19 protein-coding genes are annotated in these 20,332 nt (G+C 56.1%); 2 read left to right on the forward strand and 17 right to left on the reverse strand.

Going from position 1 to position 20,332, the window contains the following annotated elements; all coding sequences use genetic code 11:
* Positions 1-61: 61 nt before the first annotated feature.
* On the reverse strand, positions 62-595 hold the full coding sequence (gene secM, locus AC6HVW_RS17625) for a secA translation cis-regulator SecM (protein ID WP_024483520.1): 534 nt from the start codon (positions 593-595) through the stop codon (positions 62-64).
* Between the two features lie 26 nt (positions 596-621).
* Between secM and AC6HVW_RS17630 the strand changes: the two genes are divergently transcribed.
* Positions 622-1,149, forward strand: a complete 528-nt coding sequence (locus AC6HVW_RS17630; RefSeq protein ID WP_071682182.1) for a DUF721 domain-containing protein — start codon at positions 622-624, stop codon at positions 1,147-1,149.
* 16 nt (positions 1,150-1,165) lie between these two features.
* On the opposite strand, the gene lpxC is transcribed toward AC6HVW_RS17630, so the two are convergent.
* From lpxC to mraZ, 16 genes are all read right to left on the reverse strand, one after another.
* Positions 1,166-2,083: a UDP-3-O-acyl-N-acetylglucosamine deacetylase gene (lpxC, locus tag AC6HVW_RS17635; RefSeq protein ID WP_021179330.1), complete on the reverse strand. Its 918-nt coding sequence runs from the start codon at positions 2,081-2,083 to the stop codon at positions 1,166-1,168.
* A 103-nt stretch (positions 2,084-2,186) separates the two neighbouring features.
* Positions 2,187-3,341 (reverse strand): cell division protein FtsZ, encoded by a 1,155-nt coding sequence (ftsZ, locus tag AC6HVW_RS17640; protein WP_024483522.1) that lies wholly within the window; start codon positions 3,339-3,341, stop codon positions 2,187-2,189.
* Between the two features lie 74 nt (positions 3,342-3,415).
* Positions 3,416-4,672, reverse strand: coding sequence for a cell division protein FtsA (gene ftsA / locus AC6HVW_RS17645; protein ID WP_004950148.1), 1,257 nt, complete (start codon positions 4,670-4,672; stop codon positions 3,416-3,418).
* Positions 4,669-5,523, reverse strand: coding sequence for a cell division protein FtsQ (gene ftsQ, locus AC6HVW_RS17650; protein ID WP_059199741.1), 855 nt, complete (start codon positions 5,521-5,523; stop codon positions 4,669-4,671). Before ftsQ ends, ftsA begins: the two co-directional genes overlap by 4 nt.
* A 1-nt stretch (position 5,524) precedes the next feature.
* On the reverse strand, positions 5,525-6,445 hold the full coding sequence (locus AC6HVW_RS17655; protein ID WP_071682181.1) for a D-alanine--D-alanine ligase: 921 nt from the start codon (positions 6,443-6,445) through the stop codon (positions 5,525-5,527).
* Entirely contained in the window at positions 6,438-7,913 is a 1,476-nt protein-coding gene (gene murC, locus AC6HVW_RS17660; protein ID WP_021179326.1) for a UDP-N-acetylmuramate--L-alanine ligase, read from the reverse strand. Before murC ends, AC6HVW_RS17655 begins: the two co-directional genes overlap by 8 nt.
* A gap of 54 nt (positions 7,914-7,967) precedes the next feature.
* Complete coding sequence (gene murG / locus AC6HVW_RS17665) at positions 7,968-9,032, reverse strand: undecaprenyldiphospho-muramoylpentapeptide beta-N-acetylglucosaminyltransferase (RefSeq protein ID WP_024483526.1); 1,065 nt, start codon at positions 9,030-9,032, stop codon at positions 7,968-7,970.
* Positions 9,033-9,035: 3 nt separating this feature from the next.
* On the reverse strand, positions 9,036-10,238 hold the full coding sequence (gene ftsW / locus AC6HVW_RS17670; protein WP_021179324.1) for a cell division protein FtsW: 1,203 nt from the start codon (positions 10,236-10,238) through the stop codon (positions 9,036-9,038).
* Positions 10,235-11,554 carry a UDP-N-acetylmuramoyl-L-alanine--D-glutamate ligase gene (gene murD / locus AC6HVW_RS17675; protein WP_497569571.1) on the reverse strand — a complete coding sequence of 440 codons (1,320 nt, stop codon included), beginning with the start codon at positions 11,552-11,554 and terminating at the stop codon, positions 10,235-10,237. The genes ftsW and murD overlap by 4 nt, the downstream gene beginning before the upstream one ends.
* A gap of 2 nt (positions 11,555-11,556) precedes the next feature.
* Entirely contained in the window at positions 11,557-12,639 is a 1,083-nt protein-coding gene (mraY, locus tag AC6HVW_RS17680) for a phospho-N-acetylmuramoyl-pentapeptide-transferase (RefSeq protein WP_021179322.1), read from the reverse strand.
* Complete coding sequence (gene murF / locus AC6HVW_RS17685) at positions 12,633-13,994, reverse strand: UDP-N-acetylmuramoyl-tripeptide--D-alanyl-D-alanine ligase (RefSeq protein ID WP_071682180.1); 1,362 nt, start codon at positions 13,992-13,994, stop codon at positions 12,633-12,635. Before murF ends, mraY begins: the two co-directional genes overlap by 7 nt.
* Complete coding sequence (gene murE / locus AC6HVW_RS17690) at positions 13,991-15,478, reverse strand: UDP-N-acetylmuramoyl-L-alanyl-D-glutamate--2,6-diaminopimelate ligase (RefSeq protein ID WP_497569572.1); 1,488 nt, start codon at positions 15,476-15,478, stop codon at positions 13,991-13,993. Before murE ends, murF begins: the two co-directional genes overlap by 4 nt.
* Complete coding sequence (locus AC6HVW_RS17695; protein ID WP_071682178.1) at positions 15,465-17,231, reverse strand: peptidoglycan glycosyltransferase FtsI; 1,767 nt, start codon at positions 17,229-17,231, stop codon at positions 15,465-15,467. Before AC6HVW_RS17695 ends, murE begins: the two co-directional genes overlap by 14 nt.
* Before the next feature lie 42 nt (positions 17,232-17,273).
* Entirely contained in the window at positions 17,274-17,594 is a 321-nt protein-coding gene (gene ftsL / locus AC6HVW_RS17700) for a cell division protein FtsL (protein ID WP_021179318.1), read from the reverse strand.
* Positions 17,591-18,532 (reverse strand): 16S rRNA (cytosine(1402)-N(4))-methyltransferase RsmH, encoded by a 942-nt coding sequence (rsmH, locus tag AC6HVW_RS17705; RefSeq protein WP_186486120.1) that lies wholly within the window; start codon positions 18,530-18,532, stop codon positions 17,591-17,593. Before rsmH ends, ftsL begins: the two co-directional genes overlap by 4 nt.
* A gap of 2 nt (positions 18,533-18,534) precedes the next feature.
* Positions 18,535-18,993: a division/cell wall cluster transcriptional repressor MraZ gene (gene mraZ, locus AC6HVW_RS17710; protein WP_024483534.1), complete on the reverse strand. Its 459-nt coding sequence runs from the start codon at positions 18,991-18,993 to the stop codon at positions 18,535-18,537.
* Positions 18,994-19,888: 895 nt separating this feature from the next.
* Here mraZ and AC6HVW_RS17715 point away from each other — a divergent pair.
* Complete coding sequence (locus tag AC6HVW_RS17715; protein ID WP_071682176.1) at positions 19,889-20,329, forward strand: L-alanine exporter AlaE; 441 nt, start codon at positions 19,889-19,891, stop codon at positions 20,327-20,329.
* The last annotated feature ends 3 nt before the right edge of the window (positions 20,330-20,332 follow it).

The raw sequence follows: 20,332 nt of genomic DNA on the forward strand, positions 1-20,332 counted from the left end.
CCATAATGGCCGTCAACAAGCTGTTGTGTTGTTTGTTTTTTTGCTGCCCTGAGGGCAAAGATTAGCCGAGGGCTGCAGGCCCGGCGCGAATACCTTGCACCTGAGCGAGCCATAGCCCGGCCTGATGCTGCGCCAAAGAAGGAACGATGGGGTGATGGGTATCACGAATGATAGTCGGTGGTTTTGGCTCGTGCGTCAGTAGCGCATTGAGCGTGGAGAGCAGAGCAAGCTGAGCCACCTGTAATGGAGGTTCAACCGCAACGGTCTCCGCTTCTTGCACCCGGGCATAGACGGCCTGAGGCGCCAAAGCAAAAGAGAGGTGACGGATGACGGTTCGAAGCGCATGCTGGTGCCAGTAATCAACGTTAAACGTTGGGCGACGATGCACTTCTTGCAGTAACGCCAGGCTGTTAAAGGCGTGACTGACGGAATTTTGCCGGTTAAGGCTGGACGAGGTGCTCGGTAATGCGCTTTGATCGACGGTGCCGGACAGATTTTGCGGTACGCCAAGCGTGGCCGCTACCATCCCCAACAGGAGATGAGGCCAGAAATAACGTCTGCCAAATTGTCGCCAACGATTTAGAATACCGATCACGTGTTTATTATCCGCCGGAGCCCATTATGCGCGATAGCCGTCCACAATTATTAGATATCCTGTTTGACGACGCATCTGCAACAGAGAAAGGACCGCTGCATAACGTTCAGCAACGCGCTACTGCGCTACTGAAACTCAATCGTGCCGTGAACGGGTTATTGCCCGCTCAGTTGCACCCTTGGTGCCGTGTCGCCAACTTCAGACAGGGTATTTTAGTGCTGGAAACCGCCAATGCCAGTTGGATGATGCGCTTACGCTATGAACAACCCAGCCTGCTATCCGCACTACGAGCGCAAATTCTACCATCTTTGTCGTCAATCGACATCAGGATTAATCCCTCGTTGATGGCAAAAGGCAGCAGCCAGGTACAAAACCACGGCAAAAGCACGGAAAATGGCCAGCAGGCAGAGGTGCCTATGCGTCATTTGAGCCTGGAAAGTGCGGATGCATTACGGGGATTGGCGGCGCAGAGCCCGGAAAAATTGCGCAAGATATTAGAACGACTGGCCGCGTTGGCAGGAGAGAGAGCCAACGAGACCGGTCGTGATAAGTAATTGACGTCTTGGCAGCTTAGGCCAGTACGGTTGACGGAGCCTTGAATGCCAACGGCATTTCGGCTTCATCCTGGAATGTCACGAATTCCCAAGCTTCCTGTTTCGCCAGCACGGCTTGCAGCAGCTTGTTGTTCAGCGCATGACCTGATTTGTACGCGGTGAACGCGCCAATGATGTTATGGCCGCACATGAACAGATCGCCGATGGCATCCAGCATTTTGTGGCGTACGAATTCGTCTTCGAAGCGCAGGCCGTCTTCGTTGAGGACACGATAGTCATCCACCACAATCGCACAATCGAAGCTGCCGCCCAAGGCCAGGCCACGGGACTGCAGATACTCGATATCACGCATGAAACCGAAGGTACGCGCACGGCTGATTTGGCGTACGAACGAATCGGCTGAGAAATCCAGACGATAGCGTTGGGTACTGGCATCAATCGCCGGGTGGTTGAAGTCGATGGTGAAGTCAAGGCGGAACCCGTTATGCGGGGACAGCTCTGCCCACTTGTCGCCATCTTCAACACGTACGGTGTCTTTCAGACGCAGGAATTTCTTCGCCGAGTTCAGCTCTTCGATGCCGGCATCCAGCAACAGATAGACAAACGGGCTGGCACTACCGTCCATGATCGGGATTTCGGCAGCGTCAACTTCAATAATGATGTTGTCGATACCCAGGCCCGCCAACGCAGCATTAAGGTGCTCAACGGTGGAAATACGCACGTCTGACTCATTCACCAGGCAAGTACAGAGCATGGTATCACGCACGGATTTTGCATCAGCCGGGAAATCAACCGGTGGATTCAAGTCAGTGCGACGATAGATGACCCCGGTATTAGCCGACGCTGGGCGCATTGTCAGCGTGACTTTCTTGCCGGTATGTAAACCGACACCAGTCGCCTGAACAATACGTTTTAATGTCCTTTGTTTGATCATCGTTTTATCTCGCAATGTTATCAATCCAACCAGCCCAGCATACAGCAAGGCCGGCGGGACAGTTTAGCACAAAGAGCGGAGATTCCAAATTATCAGCTTATTCCTAATCTGCCTGCTTGCGCAGGAAGGCCGGAATATCCAGATAATCAGGCTCTTTGTTTGGTTGCGCGCTCTGATCGTTCACCACCTTGGCGGCAGGTTTCACTTCCTGCTGCAGCGGTGACATACCATGCTGCTGGTAGCGGTGATCCATCACTGGCTGGCTGGCCTGTTTATTGGTTACCAGGGTGATTTCAGGACGTTTGTCCATACCGATACCGGTCGCGACTACGGTCACGCGCAGTTCGTCGTTCATTTCCGGATCCAGCGAGGTACCGATTACCACGGTCGCATTGTCGGAAGCGAAAGCACGGATGGTGTTACCCACGGTTTCGAACTCATCCAGACGCAGGTCGAAGCCAGCGGTGATGTTGACCAGCACGCCACGGGCGCCGGACAGGTCGATATCTTCCAGCAGTGGGCTGGAGATCGCCATTTCCGCCGCTTCTTCGGCACGGTCTTCGCCACAGGCAACGCCAGAGCCCATCATCGCGTAGCCCATTTCGGACATCACGGTGCGCACGTCAGCAAAGTCGACGTTCATCAGGCCCGGACGGGTGATCAGTTCGGCAATACCCTGCACCGCGCCTTTCAGTACGTCGTTGGCCGCGCCAAACGCGTCCAGCAGAGAGATGCCACGGCCCAGAACTTTCAGCAACTTGTCGTTCGGGATGGTGATCAGCGAGTCCACGTGCTTGGACAGCTCGGCGATACCCTGCTCCGCGAATGCCATGCGCTTCTTGCCTTCAAAGTTGAAAGGCTTGGTCACCACGGCCACGGTCAGAATACCCAGATCTTTTGCGACTTCTGCCACCACTGGCGCAGCACCGGTACCGGTACCGCCACCCATGCCGGCCGCGATGAAGACCATGTCTGCACCTTCCAGGGCGGCGCGCAGGGCTTCACGGTCTTCTTCCGCTGAATTACGACCCACTTCCGGGTTCGCGCCTGCACCCAGACCTTTGGTAATACCGCTACCAATCTGGATGGTTTGGCCAACTGCCGTTTTACGTAGCGCCTGAGCGTCTGTATTAACGGCGAAGAATTCAACACCTTCGATGCGCTCGCGCACCATGTGTTCAACGGCATTGCCACCGCCACCGCCGACGCCGATGACTTTAATCACCGCGTCATTGGTTAGTTCCATTGGTTCAAACATAGTTTCTCTCCGTTTTGTGCCTGTCGCTGCGAGATCATAAAAAGATTACTCAGCATGATCTCTTTGTCTAAACATTAAAACTCTTTTCTCAGCCAGCTATTGATGCGTTTAAACCAATTGCCCACCGAGGCGCGTTTTTCTACTTCTGCCTCACCGCTCAGGTGAGACTCTTTTCCATAGTGCAGTAGCCCGACCGCTGTAGAATAGTAAGGCTCTTGCGCGTAATCCGTCAGACCCGTGATGTTCAAGGGTTGGCCGATGCGTACCTGGGTATGGAATACCCGTTGCGCACAGGCTGCCAGGCCATCAATCTGGGCGGCACCGCCGGTCAGCACAATACCCGCTGCCAGATGATGCTTCACCCCTTGCTGACGCAGTTGCTCCTGCAATTGCAATATTTCATCGTTAACCAGATTCAACAGTTCGGTGTAGCGCGGCTCAATCACTTCAGCCAATGTCTGTCTTTGCAGACTCCGAGGAGGCCTTCCCCCCACGCTAGGAACCTCAACACTTTCATCCTTGCTAACAATCGACCCAAGTGCACAACCGTGTCGAACTTTAATCGCTTCCGCGTCGGTCGGCGGCGTGCCGAAGGCGTAGGCGATATCGCTGGTGACCACGTTCCCGGCGTAAGGGATCACTTTGGTGTGGCGCAGAGCACCGCCGGTATACACCGCCATATCCATGGTGCCCCCGCCGATATCTACCACACAGACGCCGAGCTCGCGCTCATCTTCGGTCAGCACCGCATAGCTGGCGGCCAGACCGGCGAAAATCAGTTGGTCCACTTTCAGACCACAACGTTCCACTGCTTTGACAATGTTCTTGGCCATATCGTTATGGCAGGTGATCAGGTGGACCTTGGCCTGCATACGCACGCCGGATAACCCAACCGGGTTTTTGATGCCTTCCTGATAGTCGATGGCGTATTCCTGAGGGATAACGTGCAGGATGCGGTGTTCGTCGCGCACACGCACCGACTTGGCGGTATGCACTACGTTCTCCACGTCTTCCTGCGTCACTTCCTCTTCGGAGATCGGCACCATCCCGATCTCGTTCTGACAGCTGATATGCTTACCCGACAAGGCCAGGTAAACCGAAGAAATCTGACAATCCGCCATCAGTTCGGCCTGGTCAATAGCGCGCTGTACGCACTTGACTACCGATTCCAGATCGTTAACGCCACCCTTATCCATACCGCGAGACGGGCAACTTCCCACCCCGATAATGTTGACCATGCCATCGGGCAAAACTTCCCCTACCAATGCGGAGACTTTTGCGGTACCGATCTCCAGTCCAACTACCAGTTTTCTGTCCGTCGACTTGATCATTGTTGTTTTGCCTGTGCCTGATTCTGTTGCTGATTACTGTTTGGTCGATCGCCCATGGCTGCCTGCGGGTCGATAAACGCCGGAGCCCAGCCGACTGAGGCACCGGAGTCATAGCGTAAATCGACATAGCTGACGCGCTTGTTTTCCGCCTGCGCCTGCTGCAACAGCACCGGATAAAGCCCGATGAAGCGTTGCAAGCGACCCATGCGATCGTCACGTCCCAGTTCCAGCCGAACATCGTTATCCAAAGCCAACTGCCACGAATGGCGGGCCGTCATGGACGCCATCTTAAGCTGGTACTTGCTGGCTGCCAGCACGCCGTTCATCGCGCGGTAACCTTCCAGAACATCCTGTTCGCTGCCTTCCGGACCATAGAGCAACGGTAATTTCTGATTGCCCAAACGCTGTGCCGGAATGCTGAACGACTTGCCCTCGGCATCAACCATGTGCAAATCATTCCAATGCGCCACCGGGACATACTCCACCAGGTGGATTTTCAGCTCATCCGGCCACTGTTTACGTACGCTGGCCTGCTTGACCCACGGCAGACGCTCGATCTGCTGCTGGATGATGTCCACATCCTGCGTCATAAAGGTGCCCGGTGCTCCCAAAGCCAAGATCGCCTGGCGAACATCGTCGTTAGTGGTGAAATGGCGTTCACCGGTCAATACCAGCCTTGAGAGCGGCAGACGGCTGGCATCTTGCATCCAACCCACCACTACCCAGCCGCACCACAGGATGGTGCCTAGCACCATCAGCAGGAAAATCATCCCTGCCAGTTGGGTGCCATTGCTGCGGCGTGGGCCGTTATCCGCCTCGCGCTCGCGTGCATTCAGAGCCGCTTGCGACATCTCAGTCAGCCAACGCCAGAATTCCCGCAACCAACTGCGAGAAAGTTAATCCGGACTGCCGAGCCGCCATCGGGACCAGACTGTGGCTGGTCATGCCCGGCGAGGTATTCGCCTCCAGCAGGTAGAAGCTGCCATCACTGTCTTGCATGACATCAACACGCCCCCAGCCGCTGCAATCCAGCCCACGGTAAGCCCGCAGTGCCAGCGCAGCCATAGCGGCTTCCTGCTGTGCATCCAGGCCGCTCGGGCAAAAATACTGCGTATCGTCGGAAATATATTTGGCCTGGTAATCGTAAAACACGCCAGCGGGCTGAATACGGATGGAAGGCAGCACCTTATCGCCCAGGATCGCCACGGTGTATTCCGGGCCGCTGAGCCATTTCTCTACCAGCACATCCTCATCATGACGGAAAGCCTCTTCCAGCGCCCCTTCCAGGGCTGCGCGTTCGGTCACTTTGCTCATGCCAACGCTGGAGCCTTCGCGGCTTGGCTTCACAATCAGTGGCAATCCCAAAGCTTCAATGGCGGCCAGTTGGTTTGGCCGATCGTCGCCCAGATACTGGCGGCGACTCAGCGCCACGTAAGGTGCCACCGGCAGCCCCATCGACTGCCATACCATTTTGCTGCGCCATTTATCCATGGTCAGCGCCGAGGCCATCACGCCGCTGCCGGTATAAGGCAACTGCAAAAACTCCAGCAGACCTTGCAATGTACCATCTTCACCGCCCCGCCCGTGCAGCGCGATGAATACTTTGGTGAACCCCTGCGCTTTCAGCTCGGTGACGGGGAAGTCACGGGTGTCGATACCATGCGCATCAATGCCCGCTTCTCGCAACCCGGCCAGCACGGCCGCGCCAGATTGCAGTGAAACTTCACGTTCTGCGGAGGTACCACCCAGCAATACGGCGACTTTATCAGCCATGATGATCCTCCTCTTTGATCTGGGGTTGCAGTTTTAGTTCAGCCAGCCGGCGCGCGATTTTACCGACATTGCCGGCCCCTTGCACCAGCACCAGGTCGTCTCCTTGCAACAGCTGCGCCAGCAGCGTTGGCACGGTATCCGCATCGGACACCAGGATCGGATCCAGTTTGCCGCGATTGCGAATGGTACGGCACAGGCTACGGCTATCAGCACCAGGGATCGGAGCTTCACCCGCCGGATAGACATCCAGCATCAGCAACACATCAACCTGCGATAACACGTTGGCGAAATCGTCATACAGATCGCGAGTACGGGTATAGCGGTGCGGCTGGAAGATCATCACCACCCGCTTGGTTGGCCAACCGGCACGCGCGGCTTTGATGGTCGCATCCACTTCCGTTGGGTGGTGGCCATAATCGTCCACCAACATGGCACTACCCTGTTTTTCGTTCACCGCCGCCAGTGGGAATTCCCCCAGGAAATCGAAGCGACGCCCCGTTCCCTGGAAACCGGCCAGCGCACGCAAAATGGCATCGTCGGCAATGCCTTCTTCCGTCGCCACGGCAACCGCCGCCGCCGCGTTCAAGGCGTTATGGCGGCCCGGTGCATTCAGGGTGACGGTCATCAACGGCTTATCCTGACGGCTCAGGGTAAAGTGCCCCTGCGGCCCGATCTGGCTATAGCTCTCGATGCGCACATCCGCATCCTCGCTAAAGCCGTAGGTGGTGATATGGCGACCCACGCGCGGCAACAACTCACGCACGACCGGATCGTCGATGCACATTACCGCACGACCATAGAACGGCAGGTTATGCAGGAAGGTGATAAACGTCTGCTTCAAATTCTCGAAGTCGCCATGGTAAGTATCCATATGGTCGGCTTCGATGTTGGTGACAATCGCCACCATCGGTTGCAAATGCAGGAACGACGCGTCGCTCTCATCCGCTTCCGCAATCAGGTAACGGCTAGAGCCTAAACGCGCGTGGGTACCCGCCGCTTTCACCAGCCCACCGTTAACAAACGTTGGGTCAAGACCGGCTTCGGCGTAAATACTGGACACCATCGCCGTGGTAGTGGTTTTACCGTGCGTACCGGCGATGGCAATGCCATGGCGATAGCGCATCAGCTCGGCCAGCATTTCTGCCCGCTGGATCACCGGAATGCGCGCCTCGCGGGCTGCGACGATCTCCGGGTTGTCTGCCGGGATAGCGGTCGAAACCACTACCACGCTGGCATCCAGCACGTTTTCTGGGCGGTGATGGAAGTAAATCGTTGCCCCAAGCTCACTCAACTGCTGGGTGACCGGGTTCGGCGCCAGGTCGGAACCGCTGATCTGATAACCCTCGTTGGCCAACACCTCGGCGATACCACCCATGCCGGCACCACCGATGCCAACAAAGTGAATGTGCCGGACGCGTCGCATCTCGGGCACGAAAGTACGTAGTTTCGCCAATTGTTGTGTATTCATCACTTCTCTATCTATCAGGTTCGATTTAGCTCAACAGGGGTAACCCCGACGGCCTTACAGGGCTGCACGAATAATTTCTGCCGCCACGCGTTCTGTTGCATCCGGGATCGCTACCGCGCGGGCCTTTTCGGCCATCTTCAACAGCGTTGGGCGATCCCAGCTTGCCAGCAGTTCCGCCACGACATCGGCAGTAAACTGCGGCTGTTCAATAATTTTGGCTGCACCGGCCTCCTCCAGAGGACGCGCGTTCCAGTATTGCTGACGATCTTTGTGCTGGAACGGCACAAAAATGGCCGGTAGTCCCGCCGCCGCCACTTCGCTGACGGTCAGCGCGCCAGAACGGCACACCACCACATCCGCCCAGGCATAAGCCTCTGCCATGTCATCAATAAACTCGGTCACCTTGTGCCCGGTCTGCCCTACCCTCTCGTAGTCTTGCAGTACCGTTGGCAATGCGCCCTTACCTACCTGATGCCAGAGAGCTATTCTATCGCCCAGCAGCGCGGCGACTTCAGGAACTGTCTGATTCAGCACGCGTGCACCTTGGCTACCGCCGATAATCAGCACGCGGATTGGCCCTTCACGCCCGTTCAGACGCTCGGCAGGTAGCGGCAGCGCCAACACATCGGTACGTACCGGGTTACCCACGACGTCCGCATTCGGAAACGCCCCTGGGAACGCCTGTAACACTTTCTTGGCAATCCTTGAGAGCCAGCGGTTAGTCAGGCCCGCAATGCCGTTCTGCTCATGCAGCACTACCGGGATACCACACTGCCAGGCAGCCAAACCGCCGGGGCCGGAAACGTAACCGCCCATCCCCAGCACCACGTCCGGCTGATAACTACGCATGATCGCTTTCGCCTGGCGCACCGCCTGCCAGATACGCACCGGTGCGGTCAACTGAGCCTTTAGGCCTTTGCCACGCAGCCCGGAGATGCGGATAAAATCAATCTCGATCCCGTGCTTTGGCACCAGATCGGCTTCCATTCGGTCTGCGGTGCCGAGCCAGCGAACCTGCCAGCCCTGCGCCATCAAATGATGCGCGACCGCCAGCCCCGGAAACACGTGCCCGCCGGTACCGCCTGCCATCACCATTAAACGCTTAGCTTTACCGCTCATCCGCTACCTCTTCACAAACGCCTGCGCTTTGGTCAGGCGCGTTTCATAATCAATTCGCAGCAACAGCACGATCGCCGTCGACATAATGATCAGGCTCGAGCCACCGTAACTTATCAGTGGCAAGGTCAAGCCTTTGGTTGGCAACATCCCCGCTGCCGCACCGACGTTCACCAACGCCTGGAAACTGAACCAGACACCGATCGAACACGCCAAAAAACCGGAAAATCGCTGGTCTATCTCCAACGCCCTGCGGCCGATCGACATGGCGCGAAAAGCGACGAAGAATACCATTAACAGGGCCAAAACCACACCGATATAGCCCAGTTCTTCGCCCAAAATGGAGAAGATAAAGTCAGTGTGCGCCTCGGGTAAATACTCGAGCTTCTGTACCGAGTTGCCCAGCCCTTGCCCCCAGAACTCGCCGCGGCCAAACGCCATCAGCGACTGGGTTAGCTGGTAACCACTGCCAAACGGATCGGCCCATGGGTTCCAGAACGAAGTCACACGGCGCATACGGTAAGGTTCCGCGATGATCAGCAGCCCCACGGCAAACACGCCCGATCCGATGATCGCCAGGAACTGCCACATCTTCGCCCCGGCCAGGAACAGCATCGCCAGCGTGGTAATAAACAGCACCACCACCGTCCCCAAATCCGGCTGGGCCAGCAGCAGCACCGCTAGCACCACCATCACACCCATTGGCTTACAGAAGCCCCAAAAGTTGCTGCGGACTTCCTCTACCTTGCGCACCAGATAGCTCGCCAGGTAGCAAAACAGCGACAACTTGGATAACTCAGCGGGCTGGATACGCAACGGGCCCAGTGAAATCCAGCGTGAAGCCCCGTTTACCGAGCTACCAACCACCAGCACCACCAGCAACAAGACTATCGATAACAGCAGCATGACGTTGCTATAACGCTGCCAAACGGCCATCGGGATACGCAGTGTTACCAACGACAGGCCGAACGCCAGCCCAAGGTAAAGTGCATCACGCTTGGCAAACAGGAACGGATCCTCTGCCAGGCGCTGGCCGATAGGCATCGAGGCCGACGTCACCATCACAAAACCAACAATCGCCAGGCCAAAGGTCAGCCACAGCAGGGTACGGTCATACAGCACCATGCTGCTCGTATCGCTTTCACGCGATCCCATCACCCAGTCTTTCAGCTTGTTGGTCAGGCCGAACGTCGGCACCCGTAGTCTCATCCGCCCAGCTCCTGTGCCAGACGGGCAAACTCGTTGCCACGCACTTCAAAATTACGGAACTGATCCAGGCTGGCACAGGCCGGTGACAACAGCACCATATCGCCTGATGTCACCTGGCGGGCAATGGCCTGCATCGCCTGCTCCATCGTTTCTGTCTGCGTGGCGACTTCCGGACGCAGCTGTGCCAGCTGTGCGCCATCGCGGCCAAAGCAGTACAAGCGCACGTTGTCACCTTGCAGATAGCGCGCCAGCGGCGAGAAGTCCGCAGACTTACCATCACCGCCCAACAGCAGATGCAGCGTGCCCTTAACCTGCAGGCCGTTCAGCGCCGCCTCGGTGCTGCCGACGTTGGTGGCTTTGGAATCATTAATCCAGCGCACGCCATTGTGTTCCCACACCAGTTGGAAACGGTGCTCCAGGCCAGTAAAGGTCGTCAGCGCTTTCAGGCTGGACGCACGCGGCAGCTTGACGGCATCGGCCAGGGCCAGGGCCGCCAACGCATTGGTAAAGTTATGGCGACCGGTGAGCTTCATCTCGCTGGTATTGAGGACTTTCTCACCATTCACCCGCAGCCAGATTTCACCCTGCTGGCGGTTGAGATGGTAGTCCCCCACGTCGGCACCAAAACTGACACAGCGCTCATCAGCACCGCGCACCGGCATGGTCAGCGCGTCGTCCGCATTCACTACGCAGACTTCGGCATTTTCATAGACGCGCAATTTGGCGGCACGGTATTGCTGCAGGCCAAATGGATAGCGATCCATATGATCTTCGGTCACGTTCAAAATGGTTGCCGCTGCTGCATGCAGGCTGTGAGTGGTTTCCAATTGGAAGCTCGACAGCTCCAGCACGTACAGTTGGCACTCCTGGCGCAGCAGGCTCAGCGCTGGCAGGCCGATATTGCCCCCAACGCCCACGGCCCAACCGGCAGCCTTGGCCATTTCGCCCACCAGCGTGGTGACGGTGCTCTTGCCGTTGGAACCGGTGATGGCCACAATTGGCGCCTGGGCTTCACGGCAGAACAGCTCAACGTCACCGACGATCTCAACTCCGGCATCGGCGGCAGCGCTCAAAGCCGGAGTCGCTAATGCCATGCCTGGGCTAGCCACAATCAAATCCGCAGACAACAACCATTCCTGGTTCAGGGAACCCAGATGACGTTCAACGCTCTCGGGCAGTTGATTCAGGCCCGGCGGCGAAATACGGGTATCCATAACCCGCGGCGTCACGCCACGGGTCATAAAGAAATCAACGCAGGAAAGGCCGGTAAGGCCCAACCCGATGATGACCACTTTTTTACCCTGATAATCCACCATAATCAGCGCACCTTCAGCGTCGCCAGGCCAATCAGCACCAGCATCAGCGAAATAATCCAGAAGCGCACGATCACCCGTGGTTCTGGCCAGCCTTTCAATTCATAGTGATGGTGGATCGGCGCCATGCGGAAAATACGTTGCCCGCGCAGCTTGAACGATCCCACCTGCAGGATCACCGACAGCGTTTCAACCACGAACACGCCGCCCATGATCAGCAACAAGAACTCCTGGCGCAGCAGCACGGCGATGGTGCCCAACGCGCCGCCCAGTGCCAGTGAACCCACATCACCCATAAACACCTGAGCCGGGTAGGTGTTAAACCACAAGAAACCTAAACCGGCCCCGACGATCGCGGTGCAGACGATGACCAACTCACCGGCATGACGCAGATACGGTATATGCAGGTAGTTGGCGAAGTTCATGTTACCGGTCGCCCAGGCCACCAGCGCAAAGCCCGCCGCCACAAACACGGTTGGCATGATTGCCAGGCCATCCAGCCCATCGGTCAGGTTGACCGCGTTGCTGGTGCCGACAATCACGAAGTAGGCCAACGCCACGTACAGCAAGCCCAACTGCGGCATGATGTCCTTAAAGAACGGCACAACCAGCTCGGTGGCTGGCGTGTCTTTTCCTACGGCATACATGGCAAAGGCCACGACCAGGGCAATCACCGACTGCCAGAAATATTTCCAGCGGGCAATCAACCCCCGAGTATCTTTGCGCACCACTTTGCGATAGTCATCGACAAAGCCGACGATGCCGTAACCCACCAGTACGAACAGCACGCACCACACGTAAGGGTTGGACGGATAGGCCCACATCAGCACCGAAATGGTGATGGAGGTCAGGATCATGATGCCGCCCATGGTCGGCGTGCCGCGCTTGCTAAAGTGCGATTCTGGCCCGTCGTTACGCACAACCTGACCAAAGGACATTTCCTGCAGACGTTTGATCACCTTCGGCCCCATCCACAGGGAAAGGAACAGCGCGGTCAGCAGGCTGACAATGGCCCGGAACGTCAGATAGGAAAAGACGTTGAAGCCTGAGTAATATTTGACCAAATGTTCGGCCAGCCAAACTAACATGGTGCTTTCTCCTGTAACGCGCGTACTACCTGCTCCATTGCGGCACTACGTGAACCTTTGATTAACACGGTAATTACCGCATGTGCTGAGAGTAGTTCCGCTACGCGCGCGGTCACTGCTGTTTTATCCTGATAATGTTCACCGTTACCGGCGGCGGAGCTCAATACCTGGCTCAGCCCACCCACGCTGATGACTTTATCAATACCGGCCAGACGGGCAGCTTCACCCACCTGGCGATGACACTCTTCGGCCTCTGCACCCAACTCGGCCATATCGCCAACGACCATCACGCGATAACCTGGCATTTCTGCCAACACCTGCGCCGCTGCCGTCATGGAGCCGACGTTGGCGTTGTAGCTGTCATCGAGCAACAGCTTGCCTTGCGCCAAGGCGATCGGGAACAAACGCCCTGGCACTGCCTGAAGCTGTTGCAAGCCTGCACTCACGGCGGCCAGCGTAGCGCCAACCGACATCGCCAGTGCTGCTGCCGCCAACGCATTGGCCACGTTATGGCGGCCCGGCAATGGCAACTCAATCGCCACCGTGCCGAACGGGCTGTGCAGGGTGAAGTGAGTCACGCTCCCTTTCACCTGGATATCGCTGGCAAAGAAATCCACAGATTCCGCAGCCTGGGGAGAGAAACGCCAGACTGTCTTGCCCTGTAACTGCGCCTGCCAATGCGGCCAGTCGTTGCTATCGGCGTTGATGATCGCCACGCCATCCGCCGGCAAACCAGCAAAGATTTCGCCCTTGGCCTGCGCAACGCCTGCCAGTGAACCAAAACCTTCCAGATGGGCAGCGGCCAGATTATTCACCAGCGCGCTCTGCGGTTGCGCCAAGGCGGTGGTATAGGCAATCTCACCGATATGGTTGGCACCCAGCTCGACCACCGCAAAATCATGCTGCGGCTCTAAACGCAGCAACGTTAGCGGCACGCCGATCTCGTTATTGTAATTCCCGGCGGTATGCAGCACTTCGCCACATTCACGTAAAATGGCCGCTGTCATCTCTTTCACCGAGGTCTTGCCCGATGAACCGGTCAGCGCCACCACTTTGGCTGGCACCTGCTGACGTACCCAGGCGGCAAACTGCCCCAGTGCCAGACTGGTATCTTTCACCACCAGTTGCGGAGCCTCCACCAATAAGCGCTTACTTACCAGCAAAGCGCCTGCGCCAGCGGCGACAGCATCGGCGGCAAAGTCGTGAGCATCGAAACGCTCGCCTTTCAGGGCCACAAACAGGCAACCTGCAGTGACCTGACGAGTATCCCTCGTCACTTCGGTAATGATGCAGTCGGTGCCGATCAGCTCGGCATCCAATACCGCCGCCAGCGTTTGAAGCGAGACCGGGATCATGCCAGCACCCCCAGCAAACGTGCGACGGTGGTGCGATCGGAGTAATCCAGACGACGGTTACCCACCAGTTGGTAATCCTCGTGGCCTTTACCTGCTACCAGCACCACATCCTGCTCTTTGGCTTGCATGATGGCGCTGGTCACGGCTTCGGCGCGCCCGTGGATCACCTGTACATGCCCGGCATCCAGCAGCCCGGCCAGAATATCCTTGATGATTGCCTGCGGTTCTTCGGTGCGCGGATTGTCATCCGTTATCACCACCCGGTCGGCAAACTGTTCGGCAATGCCACCCATAAGTGGGCGCTTACCTTTATCACGGTCGCCACCGCAGCCAAACACGCACCACAGTTGCCCTTGGCAATGCAGGCGAGCGGCTTCCAGCGCTTTTTCCAGGGCATCCGGGGTGTGGGCATAATCCACCACCACCGTCGGCTTGCCTGGCGCATTGAAGACTTCCATCCGGCCACAGACCGGCTGCAGCTGATTGGCCGTGTTAACCAGCTTCTCAAACGGGTAACCGAGTGACAGCAGCGTCGCCAATGCCAGGATCAGGTTACTAACGTTGAAGGCCCCCATCAGGCGACTTTCGATCTCGCCGTTGCCCCAGCTTGAGCTGAAGTGGATGGTGGCACCGTTATCGTGATACTCCACCGCAGTGGTTTTCAGCCAGCGGCCATGACAGCCAGGCTGCAAATTGTCCTGCGTGGTGACGGCCACCGCGTCTGGCAGTTTGGCCAGCCAACGCTGCCCGACTTCATCGTCGGCGTTGATGATCGCCTGACCAACGTCGTGGCCCGCAAACAGTGACCATTTGGCCGCTTCGTAGCTGGCCATATCACCGTGGTAATCCAGGTGATCGCGGCTCAGGTTGGTGAATACGGCTGCGGCAAAGGGTAAAGCCGCCACGCGGTGTTGCACCAGGCCATGAGAGGAGACTTCCATCGCGGCCAAGGTGGCCCCTTGCTGCGCCAGATCGTTAAGCACGTGCTGTACATCGACGGCAGAACCGGTGGTATTTTCCGTTGGGCAAACCTGGCCTAACAAACCGTTGCCCACGGTGCCCATCACGGCGGCAGTTTCGCCCAACAGTTGGCTCCACTGGGCTAACAGTTGGGTGGTGGTAGTTTTACCGTTGGTCCCCGTCACGCCAATCAAGCGCAGACGTTCGGCAGGCTGATGATAGAAACGCCCGGCTAACGCCGACAGGCGCTGGCCAAGTTGGCCCAGGTAAATCACCGGTACGCCGTGCATTTCGCAAATTTTACCGTCTTCAGCTTCGCCTTCCGCTTCAGCGATAACGGCGGCAACCCCTTGGGCGATGGCTTGCGGAATATAGCGGCGTCCATCCGTTTGATGGCCAACTACGGCGACAAACAGATCCCCGGCAGCCGCAATACGGCTGTCTAATATCATTTCCCGCAGCGCGCGCCCGGGTGCCGTTGGCACCCACGGAGCGAGTAAATCGCGCAAATTACGATCGGCCACCTGAACCCTCTTTGTTATTAATCACTAATTCGCTTTTGTCACCGGTGGGCAACGCATCTGGCTGAACGTTCATGATCCGCAGCGCGCCCCCCATGATGGCACCAAACACCGGCGCGGATATCGCACCACCGTAGTATTTCCCACCCTGTGGATCGTTGATGACCACCACCAGAGCAAAACGAGGCTGGCTAGCTGGCGCCACCCCCGCGGTATAAGCGATATATCGGTTGACGTATTTGCCATCCGGCCCGACCTTTTTGGCGGTACCGGTTTTAATGGCAATACGATAACCCTTGATGGCGGCTTTCACCCCACCACCGCCCGGCAAGGCGACGCTTTCCATCATGTGCACTACCGCACGTACGGTAGCCTCAGGGAAGACGCGTTCACCGGCAACCGGAGGATCAACCTTGGTGATCGACAGCGGGCGATAAACGCCCAGGCTGCCGATCGTGGCATAGACTCGCGCTAACTGTAACGGGGTTACCATTAGCCCATAGCCGAAAGAGAAGGTGGCCCTCTCTATGTCAGACCACCGTTGTTTTTTTGGGTATAAGCCACTGCTTTCTCCGACCAGCCCCAAATTGGTCGCTTTTCCCAGCCCAAAACGTGAGTAAGTATCTACTAACGCTGAGGACGGCATCGCTAACGCCAGCTTTGAAACACCGACGTTACTCGACTTCTGCAAGATCCCGGTCACGGTCAGTTCCGAATAACGCGCCACGTCTTTGATTTCATGGCCGCTAACGCGGTAAGGGATGGTATTGAGCACGCTATTTTCTTTCACTACGCCGCGCTGCAACGCCGTCATTACCACCATCGGTTTCACGGTAGAACCAGGTTCAAAAATATCGGTGATGGCACGGTTACGCATGGTGTCTTTCGGCGTATCGGCCATATTGTTCGGGTTGTACGATGGGCTGTTGGCCATCGCCAATACTTCGCCGGTGTTCACGTCCACCAGCACTGCGGTACCAGACTCCGCCTTGTTGAAGGCGACGGCGTTATTCAATTCACGGTAAACCAGCGCCTGCAGGCGTTCATCGATGCTCAGCGCCAGATTGTGCGCCGCTTGGCTGTCAACCGAGGAGATGTCCTCGATCACTCGACCATAGCGGTCTTTACGTACGGTTCTTTCTCCCGGTTGGCCGGTCAGCCAGCGATCAAAGCTCTTTTCGACTCCTTCGATCCCTTCGCCGTCAATGTTGGTCACACCGATGATGTGAGAGGTAACCTGGCCAGACGGGTAGTAGCGACGCGATTCCTGGCGCAGGTAGATGCCAGGCAATTTCAGCTTGTGGATGTAATCACCAATCGCCGGGTTAACCTGCCGGGCCAGATAGACAAAGCGCCCCTTTGGATTGGCATTGATACGATTGGAGAGCTGATCGAGCGGAATTTGCAACGCGTCGGACAGCGCTTTCCAGCGCGAATCCAGCGTAATACCCCCGCGTTCGTTCAACTCTTTCGGATCGGCCCACACGGCGTTTACCGGCACGCTCACCGCCAACGGGCGGCCAGAGCGGTCACTGATCATGCCGCGAGCGGTGGGAACCGACTGCACGCGTAACGAACGCATGTCGCCTTCTTTCACCAACCGATCCGGATTGATCACCTGCAAATAAGCCACACGCAGCATCAGCCCTACCAGCGCCAACAGAATACAGCCGCACAGCAACGCAAAACGCCAGCTGACAAAGCTGGCCTGATCTTCCTGGCGTTTCAACTTCTTACCGGGACGTACTGCTTTCATGCGTTAGCTATTTGCTCCGTATCGTGACTTCGGCTAAACCACTCATGGCTTGACAATGATAATTTCCTGCGATGGATCAACGTGTTGCATCTGCAGTTTTTCGGTGGCGATACGCTCTACGCGGCTGTGATCGCCAAGGGCATTCTCTTCCAGGATCAGGTTGCGCCATTCGATATCCAGCGCATCTCTCTCCAGCACCAGCTGTTCGCGCTCGGCGGTCAGCAGGCGGGTACGGTGCGCGGTGGTCACCACAAACACCGCGGAAACCAGCGCGGCAATCATCAAAATCAGCGGGATCTTGGCGTTACGCAGCAGATCGCCACCAATGACGCCAACTAAACCGTGGCGCTCGTTACCAATCACGCAGGCATCCTCTCGGCAATACGCAGTACTGAACTACGCGCCCGTGGGTTTTCAGCCACCTCAACATCACCTGGCTTCATTTTGCCCAAGGCTTTCAGCGTACGGCCGCCCATTTCACGCAACTGCGCTTCGGTTAGCGGAATTCCTGCCGGAACCTGGGCACCACGGCTGTGGTGGCGCATAAAGCTTTTGACGATACGGTCTTCCAACGAATGGAAGCTGATGATCGACAGGCGGCCTTCTGGTGCCAACACGGCTAATGCACCGTCCAGAGCACGCTCGATCTCTTCCAGCTCGCTGTTGATGTAGATACGGATCGCCTGGAAACTGCGGGTTGCCGGGTGTTTATGCTTATCACGGAACGGGCTGGTATGGGCGATCAGCTCGGCCAGTTCCTTGGTACGGGTCATCGGCTCTACGCGGTTTCTTTCTACGATGGCGCGGGCAATGCGTTTGGCGAAGCGCTCTTCACCGAAGGTTTTCAGCACCCAGGCAATATCGTCGGCTTCCGCTTTCATCAACCATTCAGCGGCGGATTGGCCGCTTGAAGGGTCCATACGCATATCCAGCGGGCCGTCACGCATAAAGGAAAATCCACGTTCTGCGTCATCCAACTGAGGGGAAGAAACACCCAAGTCGAGCAATACGCCGTCGATCTTGCCCACCAATTCCCGTTGCTGCACATATTCAGCCAAATCGGAAAACGGGCCGTGGATGATAGTAAAACGTGGGTCTGCAATAGATTGAGCTGCGGCAATTGCCTGCGGATCGCGATCGATAGCCAACAAGCGCCCTTCCGGCCCCAGTTGGGACAAGATCAGACGGGAATGACCACCGCGACCAAAAGTACCGTCGATGTAGATGCCGTTACTGCGAATATTGAGACCCTTCACGGCCTCATCCAGCAATACGGTCGTATGTTTATAATTTTCCAGCATGCTTATAGTGACAAGTCCTGTAGCCGCTCAGACAACGGTTCCTGAGTGGATTGTTCCGCGTCAATATCATCCTTGACTTGTTGATACCAGGTCTGTTCATCCCACAGTTCAAACTTGTTGAACTGCCCGACCAGCATCACTTCTTTAGTAAGCCCGGCATGTTGGCGTAGCGTATTGGCTAACAGCAACCGGCCGGCATTATCCATCTGACACTCGCTGGCATGGCCCAACAGCAAGCGCTGGACTCGGCGCTCGGCAGGATTCATGCTCGACAGACGGGACAACTTTTGCTCGATGATTTCCCATTGAGGTAATGGATAAAGCAGCAGGCAGGGCTGATGGAGGTCAATGGTGCAAACCATTTGGCCTTGCGATTCCTCATTCAGTAAATCCCGATAACGGGTCGGTACGGCGAGCCGTCCTTTACTGTCGAGGTTGACCATCGTTGCCCCACGAAACATACCTGAGCTACCCCCTCGTGACCCTTTTCACCACTTTACACCACAAATTCCCACATAAGGGAGTTTACGGAGGGTATGAAAACCTTGTCAAGCCAGAGCAAGAGCGGTTTGGCAATATTTATAGGCATATTTTGGAGGCTGGCTCACGAAAGGAACGCTATTTATTGCATGAATATAAATTAACATCATGATTAAAGAGGAGAATTTTCTAAGCGGAAAAAGTGTGATTAAAATAAACACAAATTGACGATTAAATAACTCATTATGTCCTTCTGCAATCCAGGTCTCACTTTTCAACATCGCTCCCGGCGGGGGAAACCCCACCGCACCCCGCATCGGTCAAGGCTTGGCCTCAAGCCGTCTGCCAGCAGGGAAATGCCATAAACCCTTGACTTAATAACACTCAGTGAGTATTTCGCTGCCAACGGCGCGCTATTTTACTTCAATTATTCCGTCAAAGAACAACTCAAAGATAAAATAAATGGCGAAGCACTGGCTCAAGCCGCTAATTATGATTCAAATCAAAATGGTAAGATTATTCTCAAAACACCTATTTACAATTCATCTGGATTTTTTTGCGACTTTAGGAATATACGTAAATTTAGTAAGCCTATCGCTAAATCAGCCGCAAAGCCGTCATCTCACCGTCGCAAGATAATCATAAGACACTGTTTATAATAAACATTTTCAAAACCACCATGTTAAATCCCTGCTTTACGCGCTTTACCCCCTATTGTCAGGATAAAAATCATCCAAATGTTAAAAATAAAAATTTTAAGCCACTTATAACAATCAATGCAGTCAAGTAGACTACTAAATAGCACAAAGGTCAGTCAATAACACCTAATTAACATTAACAAACAACATATTAACCGATAAATTCAGGGATCGTGTCATGTCTAGAGCCGTTTCACCATGGCGCAGCGCTGCCGCCGATACTTTTGCGCTGGTGGTTTACTGTTTTATCGTCGGGATGGCGATTGAAATACTGATTTCTGGCATGAGCTTTAGCCAATCGCTCTCTTCCCGACTGGTGTCGATCCCCGTCAATATCCTGATCGCCTGGCCCTATGGTCGCTACCGCGATTTCTTTATCGCCACCGCACGCCGCAGCCCACACGGGCAGTTTTTGCTGCGTAACCTGGCCGATCTGTTGGCTTATGTCAGTTTCCAATCGCCGGTTTACGCTGCCATTCTTTGGAGTGTGGGTGCAGACGGCCAGCAGATCCTGGCCGCGGTGACCAGTAATGCGGTGATCTCAATGGCGATGGGCGTAGTGTACGGCTATTTTCTGGAATATTGCCGCAGGCTGTTTCGCGTGGTGGGTTACGTTTAGGGG

Source organism: Serratia sp. NCCP-200 (genome assembly GCF_059697885.1).

Excerpts from the sequence above, each read along its gene's own strand:
- murF (WP_071682180.1), bottom strand. The coding sequence starts at position 13,994 with ATGATCCCGGTCTCGCTTCAAACGCTGGCGGCGGTATTGGATGCCGAG.
- murC (WP_021179326.1), bottom strand. The coding sequence starts at position 7,913 with ATGAATACACAACAATTGGCGAAACTACGTACTTTCGTGCCCGAGATG.
- AC6HVW_RS17655 (WP_071682181.1), bottom strand. The coding sequence starts at position 6,445 with ATGGCTGATAAAGTCGCCGTATTGCTGGGTGGTACCTCCGCAGAACGT.
- AC6HVW_RS17695 (WP_071682178.1), bottom strand. The coding sequence starts at position 17,231 with ATGAAAGCAGTACGTCCCGGTAAGAAGTTGAAACGCCAGGAAGATCAG.
- rsmH (WP_186486120.1), bottom strand. The coding sequence starts at position 18,532 with ATGCTGGAAAATTATAAACATACGACCGTATTGCTGGATGAGGCCGTG.
- lpxC (WP_021179330.1), bottom strand. The coding sequence starts at position 2,083 with ATGATCAAACAAAGGACATTAAAACGTATTGTTCAGGCGACTGGTGTC.
- murD (WP_497569571.1), bottom strand. The coding sequence starts at position 11,554 with ATGGTGGATTATCAGGGTAAAAAAGTGGTCATCATCGGGTTGGGCCTT.
- ftsZ (WP_024483522.1), bottom strand. The coding sequence starts at position 3,341 with ATGTTTGAACCAATGGAACTAACCAATGACGCGGTGATTAAAGTCATC.
- ftsA (WP_004950148.1), bottom strand. The coding sequence starts at position 4,672 with ATGATCAAGTCGACGGACAGAAAACTGGTAGTTGGACTGGAGATCGGT.
- mraZ (WP_024483534.1), bottom strand. The coding sequence starts at position 18,993 with ATGTTTCGTGGGGCAACGATGGTCAACCTCGACAGTAAAGGACGGCTC.
- murG (WP_024483526.1), bottom strand. The coding sequence starts at position 9,032 with ATGAGCGGTAAAGCTAAGCGTTTAATGGTGATGGCAGGCGGTACCGGC.
- mraY (WP_021179322.1), bottom strand. The coding sequence starts at position 12,639 with ATGTTAGTTTGGCTGGCCGAACATTTGGTCAAATATTACTCAGGCTTC.
- AC6HVW_RS17715 (WP_071682176.1), top strand. The coding sequence starts at position 19,889 with ATGTCTAGAGCCGTTTCACCATGGCGCAGCGCTGCCGCCGATACTTTT.
- ftsQ (WP_059199741.1), bottom strand. The coding sequence starts at position 5,523 with ATGTCGCAAGCGGCTCTGAATGCACGCGAGCGCGAGGCGGATAACGGC.
- ftsW (WP_021179324.1), bottom strand. The coding sequence starts at position 10,238 with ATGAGACTACGGGTGCCGACGTTCGGCCTGACCAACAAGCTGAAAGAC.
- AC6HVW_RS17630 (WP_071682182.1), top strand. The coding sequence starts at position 622 with ATGCGCGATAGCCGTCCACAATTATTAGATATCCTGTTTGACGACGCA.